This is a genomic window from Arthrobacter sp. H5 (assembly GCF_000520595.1).
In the GTDB taxonomy this organism is placed as follows: domain Bacteria; phylum Actinomycetota; class Actinomycetes; order Actinomycetales; family Micrococcaceae; genus Arthrobacter_D.
Map to the genome: position 1 here is coordinate 73987 of NZ_KI915000.1, position 9899 is coordinate 83885.

At 63.0% G+C, this 9899-nt stretch carries 10 protein-coding genes and 2 riboswitches; of the genes, 7 read left to right on the forward strand and 3 right to left on the reverse strand.

All coding sequences use genetic code 11. From position 1 onward, the window contains the following. Both Y708_RS24870 and Y708_RS0112995 read right to left on the reverse strand, forming a co-directional pair. Positions 1-2014 (reverse strand): helicase-associated domain-containing protein (locus tag Y708_RS24870; RefSeq protein WP_035776241.1); only part of this gene is annotated, 2014 nt, incomplete at its 3' end. A 46-nt stretch (positions 2015-2060) separates the two neighbouring features. Beyond that, the gene (locus tag Y708_RS0112995) at positions 2061-2339 is read right to left on the reverse strand and encodes a hypothetical protein (RefSeq protein ID WP_155853853.1); all 279 of its coding nucleotides are present in this window, start codon (positions 2337-2339) and stop codon (positions 2061-2063) included. 196 nt (positions 2340-2535) lie between these two features. On the opposite strand from Y708_RS0112995, the gene Y708_RS0113000 reads away from it, so the two are divergent. From Y708_RS0113000 to Y708_RS24880, 3 genes are read left to right on the forward strand one after another with little or no spacing between them, the layout of a single operon-like run. After that, positions 2536-2919, forward strand: a complete 384-nt coding sequence (locus Y708_RS0113000; RefSeq protein WP_028280277.1) for a cold-shock protein — start codon at positions 2536-2538, stop codon at positions 2917-2919. Between the two features lie 9 nt (positions 2920-2928). Next, positions 2929-3432, forward strand: coding sequence for a DUF3027 domain-containing protein (locus tag Y708_RS24875; RefSeq protein WP_051478974.1), 504 nt, complete (start codon positions 2929-2931; stop codon positions 3430-3432). Between the two features lie 33 nt (positions 3433-3465). After that, positions 3466-4785, forward strand: a complete 1320-nt coding sequence (locus Y708_RS24880; RefSeq protein ID WP_081746781.1) for an MFS transporter — start codon at positions 3466-3468, stop codon at positions 4783-4785. A 3-nt stretch (positions 4786-4788) separates the two neighbouring features. Here the strand turns inward: Y708_RS24880 and serC are convergent, their stop codons facing one another. Beyond that, positions 4789-5916 (reverse strand): phosphoserine transaminase, encoded by a 1128-nt coding sequence (serC, locus tag Y708_RS0113015; protein WP_028280278.1) that lies wholly within the window; start codon positions 5914-5916, stop codon positions 4789-4791. Positions 5917-6145: 229 nt separating this feature from the next. Between serC and Y708_RS0113020 the strand changes: the two genes are divergently transcribed. The 4 genes from Y708_RS0113020 to Y708_RS24885 form a co-directional block, all read left to right on the forward strand. Further along, positions 6146-6850 carry an iron-dependent transcriptional repressor DtxR gene (locus tag Y708_RS0113020; protein WP_028280279.1) on the forward strand — a complete coding sequence of 235 codons (705 nt, stop codon included), beginning with the start codon at positions 6146-6148 and terminating at the stop codon, positions 6848-6850. 104 nt (positions 6851-6954) lie between these two features. After that, positions 6955-7158, forward strand: a riboswitch (cyclic di-AMP (ydaO/yuaA leader). A 230-nt stretch (positions 7159-7388) separates the two neighbouring features. Continuing rightward, positions 7389-8027 (forward strand): M23 family metallopeptidase, encoded by a 639-nt coding sequence (locus Y708_RS0113025; protein WP_028280280.1) that lies wholly within the window; start codon positions 7389-7391, stop codon positions 8025-8027. A gap of 108 nt (positions 8028-8135) precedes the next feature. Next, positions 8136-8321: riboswitch (cyclic di-AMP (ydaO/yuaA leader) on the forward strand. Positions 8322-8326: 5 nt separating this feature from the next. Continuing rightward, complete coding sequence (locus Y708_RS0113030; protein WP_028280281.1) at positions 8327-9175, forward strand: NlpC/P60 family protein; 849 nt, start codon at positions 8327-8329, stop codon at positions 9173-9175. A 55-nt stretch (positions 9176-9230) separates the two neighbouring features. Further along, on the forward strand, positions 9231-9899 hold a 669-nt coding region (locus Y708_RS24885; protein WP_035776306.1), incomplete at its 3' end, for an IS1595 family transposase.

Genomic DNA, 9899 nt, shown 5'->3' on the forward strand with positions numbered 1-9899 from the left:
AAAGGGCCGGCGCATAGCCGAGGTCGCGGAGCGCCGCAGCCAATTCCGTGGGCGTGGCCTGGGAAACCACCACAGTGGGCGACAGCATGGCCAGACCGAGGCCGGCGGCGCGGTTGTCGGTCATGAGCGCACCGAGTGCGGCGTCGTCGTCGCTCTTCACAAAACTGAACGCCTGCCCCACGGTTACATGCCCGTAGCGTGCCGCCGTGTCCTCCACGAGATACCGTAAAGGCTGTGGAAGCTCCGTTGCGGAATGGTGCGACAGGAAGGCAAGGATGGATGCTGCATCCTGCCCTTCATCGAGCGCGTTTCTGATGGAAGCCGCGGAGAAGCGGTACATGGTGGCGGGGCCTTGGCCCTCCGGCGTGGACAACAGGGCAAGCTCACGCGCCACAGACGGTTCAAGGTAGCCCGGAGCAACCGCCGTCAGGTCAGCCTGCAGCATGAAGTGGCTGAGCGGTTCCGGAAGCGTGTCGCGGAGGTTGGCGGCGGCGTCGTCGTATTGCTCCTCGGCAATGAGCGCACCCAGCTCCGTCAGCGCGCCCGACCCCAACAGGCCCAGTTGCGCGGCTTCCACGGTCATCCCGGGGACCAGCCGGGCAAACCGACGGCCCAGCCGTGGCTGGTGCCAGGTGAGCCGTTCAATCAGGCTGACCGGTTCAAGGGCGGGCGAGGCGGCGCCGTCGTTGGTTTCCCGCGTCATTGCCAGCGCAGCCCTGAGCATCCGCCGCCGCACCTGCGGAGCGTCCGGACGGTTGACCTCGGCCGCGAGGGTGTTGACAGTGGTTCCGCTGGGGACCCGGGTGCCAACCAACGACGGCGCCCGTTCGGCTTCCAACCAGGCGGTCACCAGGCGCAGCCACTGGTCTTCGCGTGTAGCCGCGGACCAGTTGTCCGGTACCGATGCGGCCCACCGGGACGTGTCCACGTTGAGCGCGATCACTCCGGAGATGGCTGCCAACTCCAGCAGCCAGGAGAGCTGACCCGTGTCCACCCGGAGACCCTCGGCAAGCCTGCGCAGCTCGCGGACACCGACACCGCCAGTGCGCAGGGTGGTCACCGGAGAGCCGCCGACAATGTTGACGAGTTCGGTGATGAGGCGCAGGGTTTCGGCGATGCTGCCGTGTGCGGCGTTGTCGCGTATGCCCACTCGGACGGAGGCGGAAATGACTGCGGGCGGTGTAAGACGCAGCTCCGGCACAATGACGTGGCCGCGCGCAGCCTTGCCAACTGGGCGGGGTAGTTCCACATGGGAGGCATCGATACGAACCAGCAGCCCGCGGTCGAGGAGCCATTGCAGGGCAGGTGCCGCCGGTGTGCGGTCCGAGGCCAGCGCACTTCCAACGGGTGACGCATTCAACCGGGACAGCATTTCTGCCGTACGGTCGGGTGCAGCGAGCATGATGCGTTGCCAGAGTTCGGCCGTCGAGACAACCTGATGCAGTGCGTGGGCGGCGCCCATGGGCGTAGCCTCCTGGGCCACCCCCACACCGTCCAAGCCGAACTGCACCAGCGCGCCAGGCAATAGCTTCGCGTATTCCGGATACAATCTTGCAAGCTCGGGGACGGACCTGCCGAGACCGGCCGGATAGGGACCCAGCGCCTCATGCAGCGTGCGCGCCGGTTCGTAGAACCGCCGCCCGCGGTCGCCGGCGGCTGCACCCTCGGGTGGCTCCGCCACCCTCAATAAGGCGAGTGCATGGAGTTCCGCCAGCAGGGAATCCAGCGCCTTGATGGTGGCTCCCTGGATGACTCTCCTGAGCCAGGCAGCGGTTGTGCTGAGCCCGGAATCCGTAGTGCAGCTCAAATGTACTGCCTCAAGGACGCGCAACTGCGGCTCCGTGAGGTTTTCCAATGCCCGCTGGACGCTGATCCGGGTGGAGGCCCGGGCGGCCAATGCCGCGAAATCCGGGACCGGGGGGAGGATCAGATCCGGGCGCGCCTCAAGGAGATTTCGCAGCTGGAGGTCGCTGCGTGCGGCCAGATCTTGGGCCAAAGCGCGGATTGCGGACACCGTCTTAACGTTACCCCGTTGGAACAGGTCTGCCCTCGGCCGGCGCTTAGGTGCGGTGCCGCCCGCGCACTCCTGCGATCACCAACACCACCATGAGAAGAAACGCGGCCGGGAGGCAGAAGTAGGCAATGGCAATGAATCCCAGCCATACCTGCCCCTGAAGAAACTCAGTCAACAGCACTGCGGCCAACGAGAACAGGCCGATCAGAGAGAGCACGACGGCGGCGACGGTGAGCAATCTGAGCGCGCTGCTTAGGCGGCGGGGTACTTCCGTGGATGATTGACCATCAGGTGCGGGCTTTGCGCCGCTGGAGTTTTCAGACATAACGCTTTTAGCGTACAAGAGAGCCTGTGCGCAGGGAGCATCCCGTCCAGGGGATATCCTATTAAGCACAGACTTCCCAGCGCTACCGCGAGGCGGTCCGCCCCGCAAACCGGGTTGAGACCTCGCGGCGGATGCTGGGTCCACCCAACGCAGGCGCCGGACGCCGCACAGTGATCATCAAGAACGAGGTAATTACGTGCCCATCGGCAAGGTCAAGTGGTTTGACACGGAAAAGGGATTCGGATTCCTCGCAACGGAAGATGGCCAGGAGGTTTTCCTGCACGCATCGGCGCTTCCCGCCGGAGTGACCGAGGTCAAGGTTGGAACAAAACTGGAGTTCGGCGTCGCCGACGGCCGAAAGGGCCTGCAGGCCCTCTCGGCACGCATCCTGGAATCTCCACCGTCGGTTGTGAAGGCCACCCGGAAAAGCGCCGATGATATGGCCGTGATTACCGAGGACCTGATCAGGCTCCTGGACGAAGTGTCCAATGGACTCCGCCGGGGCCGCTACCCGGATAAGTCCCATGCCGGCAAGGTCGCGGCAGTGTTGCGAGCTGTTGCCGATGACCTGGACGCTTAGGCCCTTATTATGAGTTCCACGGAGCCCCCCGAATCCCCCGGCGAACTTCAGTCGTTGCCGGACAGCCCGTCGAAGAGGCGTGCGGTCCGGCGCCCGTCCAAGGCTGATGCCGTGCTGGCGGCTGCCGTTGATACTGCACGGTCCGGTGTACTACAGATTGCCGGCGACAATGCGGTCGGAGAGCACCTGGGCGCGTTCCCGGAGGCGGAGCGGCTGGTCACCCACCGGTTCGCGGCTGATGTTCCCGGGTACGGCGGCTGGGTGTGGTTTGCCACGCTGGCACGCGTGCCGCGTGGTAAGGATGCCACCGTCTGCGAGCTTGGCCTCCTCCCGGCGGAGGGCGCGCTGGTTGCCCCCGACTGGGTGCCCTGGGCTGAACGGGTTCTCCCCGGCGACTCACCGCAGGGCGAGGACGCTGCGCCTAATGGTTCATCTTCCGGAGACGTGCGCGCCGCGGAGAGCCCTGAACCGGAAACCACTGAACCCTCCGGAGGCGATTCCCCAGTTGCCTAGTGAGTTGTGCGTATGCGAGGGAGGGACTGCCTGATGGGCATGTTTCGTTCCCTGCATATACACAACTACCGGCTCTGGTTCATCGGTGCGTTGGTTTCCAACGTGGGAACCTGGATGCAGCGCACCGCCCAGGACTGGCTGGTGTATGACATCCTCACCGACCAGGACGCGGCTGCCATGGGAATCGTGATGGCGCTCCAACTCGGTCCGCAACTCCTTATGGCGCCCTGGGCAGGCTTGATCGCCGATTCCGTCGACCGGCGGAAACTTTTGATCATCACGCAGGTATCCATGGCCGTGCTTGGTGTGGGCCTCGGTGTCCTGGTTGTGTTTGGCCATGCAGAGCTATGGCATGTCTACGCCTTCGCCTTGGCGCTGGGCTTCGTCTCGGCTATTGACGCCCCCGCACGGCAGACTTTCGTCTCTGAACTGGTGAAGGACGATTATCTGCCCAATGCCGTTGCCCTGAACAGCGCATCCTTTAACGGGGCACGGATGTTTGGTCCGGCGGTGGCCGGGCTTCTCACCGTGGTGGTTGGACCAGGATGGGTCTTCATGATCAACGCGCTCACGTTTGGGGCGATGGTCTTTGTGTTGGTCACTATTCGACGGAATGAATTGAGGGTGCTCCCACGGTCCGCGCCCGGCCGGGGGCGGATCCGGGCAGGGTTCCGATATGTGCGGGGGCGCCCCGACCTCATGATGGTGATGCTCGCCATCTTCATTGTGGGCACGTTTGGACTGAATTTTGCGGTGTTCATCGCCGCGATGGCCAGAACCGAATTCAACACCGATGCCGGAGTGTTCGGAACGCTGTCCTCCGTCATGGCCGTTGGCTCAGTGGCGGGCGCACTGCTTTCAGCGCGTCGGGACCGGCCCCGCCTGCGGTTTGTTTTTGGCGCGGCCGCCGCGTTTGGAGTGGCCTGTGCGATTGCCGCCATTGCACCCAACGTCTGGCTGTTCGGGCTTTCGCTGGTGCCGGTGGGGCTGTTTGCTCTGACTCTCATGACAAGTGCCAACGCGTACGTGCAGACCACCACGGAGCAGGTCATGCGCGGCCGGGTGATGGCCCTCTACTTCGCAATCTTCCTGGGTGGGACCCCGCTGGGTGCACCGATTGTGGGCTGGGTCTCCAATGCCTACGGGCCCCGCTGGAGCCTTGCGGTTGCCGCCGCGGCCGGGTTCGCCGCCGCCGCAGCAGGGCTCATCTGGGCGTGGCGCTCGCACCACATGAGACTTGGATTCGACCGCACAATGTCCCGGCGGAGACTCAGGCTGACCTTCGCTGGACGCGATCTCACGGACGGCCGCGACCCTGCCGACGGGCAGAAGACGCCGGCCGACCGCCGGTGATTGCTAGCCGTTATCGATGACGAAGTCGATGCAGGCGAGCAGTGCCGAAACGTCGTCCGGTTCTATGGCCACAAAAGTGGCAATCCGCAGCTGGTTGCGGCCGAGCTTGCGGTACGGTTCCACATCAACAATGCCGTTGGCCCGCAGGGTCGATGCCACAGCTGCGGCATCGATCGATTCGTCGAAGTCGATGGTGGCAATGACGTTGGACCGGTCCTCCTCGCGCCGGACAAAAGGAGTCGCGACAGGCGACTCCTCCGCCCAACGGTAGATGCGGCCCGCTGAGTCCGCGGTGCGACCGGTGGCGAAGTCCAGCCCGCCGTTGCGGTTCAGCCACTCAACCTGTGCGTTCAAGGTAACCAACGTGGACAGTGAAGGTGTGTTGTAGGTCTGGTTCAACCGGGAGTTGTCCACGGCGGTCTGCAGGTTCAGGAAGTCGGGAATCCAGCGGCCCGACGAGTTAATGCGCTCTGTTCTCTCCAACGCTGCTGGAGAGAACAGCCCAAGCCAGAGACCGCCGTCGGACGCGAAGTTTTTCTGCGGCGCAAAGTAATACACATCGGCCTGGCTGACGTCCACCGCGAGGCCGCCGGCAGCGGAAGTTGCATCAATGGCGATCAGGGCATCGTGATCCGCGCCGGGCACCCGCTCTACGGGTGCCGCTACCCCTGTGGATGTTTCATTCTGTGGCCAGGCATAGAAGTCCACCCCGGACTCTGCCTTGGACACGGGCCTTGTGCCCGGGGCAGCGGAAATGATCGAGGAATCCTGCAGGAAGGGGGCGTTGCTGGTGGCCGAGGCAAACTTCGACCCGAACTCCCCAAAGGACAGATGCTGCGCCTTGGACTCAACCAGCCCAAACGCCGCTACGTCCCAGAAGGCTGTGGAGCCACCCACGCCCAGGACAACCTCATAGTCCGCCGGTGCTTGGAAAAGGTCCATCAGGCCGCTCCGGACGGAACCCACCAGGCTGCGGACGGGTGCCTGCCGGTGTGATGTGCCGAGGAGGGTCCGGCCGGACTGGACAAGAGCCTCAAGCTGTTCGGGGCGGACCTTGGACGGTCCGGCTCCGAACCGGCCGTCCTGGGGAAGCAGATCGGCGGGAATACGGATGGTTGCGGGATTGCTCATGGTTGCTCCAGACAGGTTGCTTCGACGGAGGACTTCGATACATTCTGCCCCAGGCCGGCAGGCATCCCGTATTTGTTAACATTGCCGCCGGCGCAAGGCTGACGGGCTGCGCAGGAAATGAGTTAACCTTGTGGGGCGCACGGATGACAACGGCGTTCCTACGATTATGCAGCGACGCATCCTTGTCAGCTGTCCGACCCCGCACCAGTGCCTAGGAGCTGAACCGCAAATGACGGACCTCATCGATACCACCGAGATGTATCTGCGGACCATACTGGAGCTTGAAGAAGAGAACATCGTGGCACTGCGCGCGCGCATTGCGGAACGTCTTCGTCATTCCGGACCCACCGTGTCCCAGACTATCGGCCGCATGGAACGGGACGGTCTGGTGGTGGTCTCAGGCGACAGGCACCTTGAGCTGACGGATGCAGGGCGTCTGCGCGCGGTGGGTGTTATGCGGAAACACCGGCTGGCCGAGCGGCTGCTGGCCGATGTCATCGGGCTCGATTGGGCCTATGTCCATGACGAAGCCTGCCGCTGGGAGCATGTGATGAGCGAGCGGGTAGAGCGCCGGCTCTACGAACTCCTGGGCCAGCCCACGGAGTCGCCCTACGGAAATCCGATTCCCGGCCTTGAAGCATTGGGCGGGCCACCCACGGAGGATTTCACGTTCGGTGTCAGCAACCTGCTCCAGATCATGCCGGATTACACCAGTGATTCCACGGTGACCCTGGTGCGGCTGGCAGAGCCAATTCAGGTTGAGCCGGAGTTGCTCACGCAGCTTGACGAGGGCGGGCTGCGTCCGGGTGCAACGATAACCCTGGAGTCGGTCGGCGATTACATTTCAGTCCGTGTACCAGGCATCGAGGGTGCTCTTGAACTGCCTCCGGACGTAGCGGCGCACGTGTTTGTGGCGGTTGTGCAGCCGGTCTAAGGCGCACGGAAACCGCAGGTTATCCACAGCTTCGGTTACGGGACGGTAACTTTTGCGTCTTTGGCCCTATAGTGGAAAACTGGCGTTGAAACTTCAGCGTTATCTAAATTCGTATGCTCAACCCTGTCAGCGGATCTGGATGCTGAGAACCCATGTGACAGGGGCGGAGGACCCACAAACGGCGGCGCAATGCAGACCGCCTTGGGGTTAAGTCCGGCTCGCCGAACCCTTACCGGTTCGCGGCCGGGCCGAGTTTTCTCATAACTCGAACCCGACAGCTAACTTCGTAGGCAAATATGAGAGAGGGACATTTTTGTCGAAGCACACCGCTTCGGGACGCCGTCGTGCCGGTGCTCCCGCTGCCCAAACGCGACCGCGTGACGCACATCGGCTTGAACGATGGGCGCGGGCAGAGCCGGCGCCTCCCCCCGCACCCAGTCACCCGGACGTTCGGCCCCGGGACCTCCAGCGACGTGACCGACGGCGTCGTGCCGCGAGTGCACGCAAGGATATTTCCTTCACCGGACTCAGCCAGAAAGTGGCCATCGCCGCCGCCGCAACGGGCATGGTGCTCACGGTGACGGTCCCCACCACAGCAGCTGTGGTCAGCCCCAGTGTGCAGGCGGACGAACCGACGCAAACCGCTGAACCAAGCGTTATCGAGGCCGCGGCGGAGGCAGCGATCACCTTTGACCGTGCAGCCCTGCATGGAAAATTCGACCCCGAGGCAAAGCTGCAGGAAATTGTCACCGCTGCGGGGGGTGAGGTTAGTGCGGGAGAGGCAAAGGGGTCACTTTCCGCCCCCATGGATCAATTGGTCAAGACCTCGCCGTTCGGATACCGCGTTAGTCCCATTACCGGATTTGGCGGCGAGTTCCATGAGGGGCAGGACTACAGCCAATCCTGCGGGACACCAGTGAAAGCTTCAGCTGCCGGTACCGTGACGTTTGCGGGATGGCATGCCTTCGGCGGAGGTAATCGCGTGGTTGTGGACCACGGAAACGGGCTTGAAACAACCTATAACCACCTTTCGGTGATTGATGTGTCCGTGGGCCAGGTTGTTGCCCGCGGAGAGCTGGTGGCAAAGGTGGGCACAACCGGCGCTTCAACCGGTTGCCACCTGCACTTTGAGGTACTCGTGGACGGCCAAACCGTGGACCCGTTGGGCTGGCTGTGAACGCCGTCGTAATCAACGACATACCGTTCCGTAATCGGAATGTGACATTCATTAAAATCTGTTGTACCGTCTAACTCGTGCCAAATCCGCAAGAGGTTTGGCACCCTCAGCAGCTTGCCGAGCTCTGCCACTGCTGGAGGTCCGTTCGCAACAATCGCATGGCAGAGGCGGGGGAACCAATTTTGGGTTTCGAAAGAAACCCTAGGGGTTAAGTCGCTGGACATTTTGGACCAGCGGCCGGGTGACTCCCATCCGAATCCGACAGCTCACCCCGCAGGCATTGGGAGAGGCAATCACACGTGTCAACTAGCTCTTCTCTGGGCCGCCACAGGGCAGCCCCCGTTCACACCAGCCCACTAACGGCCATCTCCAAGGCTGTTTCCTCAAACGCCGGATCAGTAGGCCGCCAAGCAGCGGTCATCGTTGCTGCATCCGGCCTTGTGCTGACTGCAGGACTGCCCGCCCACGGCGCAGCCGACGCGGAGCGCACGGTCCAGTCAGTCACGCCGTTGAGCTCGGTTACTGCCGAGGCAGCAGTTGTGAGTGCCCCCTCAGACGCCAAGGTCACTTTCGAGCGGGCAGCGGTCGCAGCCACTCCGGCACCTGTTGTTGTCGAGGCCCCAGTAGTTGCCCCGCTCGCGGAGGCACCTGTCGCAGAGGTACCAGTTGCGGAGGCACCTGTCGCAGAGGTACCAGTTGTAGAGGCACCTGTTGTAGAGGCGCCTGTCGAAGAAGCAGCGACAGTGGTTGCACCGGAGCCAGCAACGGTAGAGGCTGCAGTAGAGGTCAAGGTTGAAGCCGAGAAGCCTGCACCGGCTGCCGAGGCTCCTGAATCAAGCAATGTGGGCGCTGCGCTTGTCGGCTCGGCTTACTCCCAGATCGGCGCCACGCAGGATTGCACGATTCTTGTGGAGGTGGCCCTTCGCTCAGTAGGCAAGTCGGTCGGTGACCTTGCTCCTGAGCAGTTCTACGCGTATGGCGACGTGGTGTCCTCTCCGCAGCCGGGGGATCTGGTTATCCGGCCTGGCCACATAGCAATCTATGTGGGTAATGGGCAGGTCATAAGCAGTGGGATGAACGGTATAAACGAGACCATCCTGCATTCATTGTCGGATCTGTCCGGTTCGAGTTTCGTCCGCGTCCGCTAGCGCCAACAAATAACCTGGAGAGTGGGTGAACGGTTAGCTCAGGTAGGGTTTATTCATGGCCAAGCCAGATTTTCCGCGGACGATATTGGATTTCCAGGCCAGATTCGGCGATGAGCAGGCGTGTCTGGACTATCTGTTCCAGTGCCGGTGGCCTGAGGGTTTCGTCTGTCCGCGGTGTGGCGGCACAACGGCGTGGCCGATAGCAGCACGACGACTATGGCAGTGCGGTGGCTGCGCCTATCAGGTGTCTCTGACGGCCGGTACAGTCCTGCACAAGACCCATACCGCGCTGCATTTGTGGTTCTGGGCTGCTTACCTGATGTCCACGGGAACAACTGGAATTTCTGCCAGGCAGTTGCAGCGTCAACTTGGCCTCACCCGACATCAAACGGCCTGGACCATGCTGCACAAGCTGCGTCGGGCCATGGTCAACCCTGAACGCTCTCTACTGACAGGCGAGGTCGACGTCGATGAGTGCCAGGTCGGCGGCCGCGAGACCGGACGTCGCGGCGGCAGGAATCTCACCGCCAAAGCGGCGCAGGTGGTCGTTGCGGTGGAACATCGGGGCCAGGGTTCAGGGCGTGTGCGGATGAAAGTGATCGCTGATGCCTCCGGCGACACGCTGACCGGATTCATCACCGACACCGTCGCTCCCGGTGCGATCGTGCATACCGATGGCTGGATGGGTTACGCGCCATTGGCCAAGAAAGATTACGACTACCGG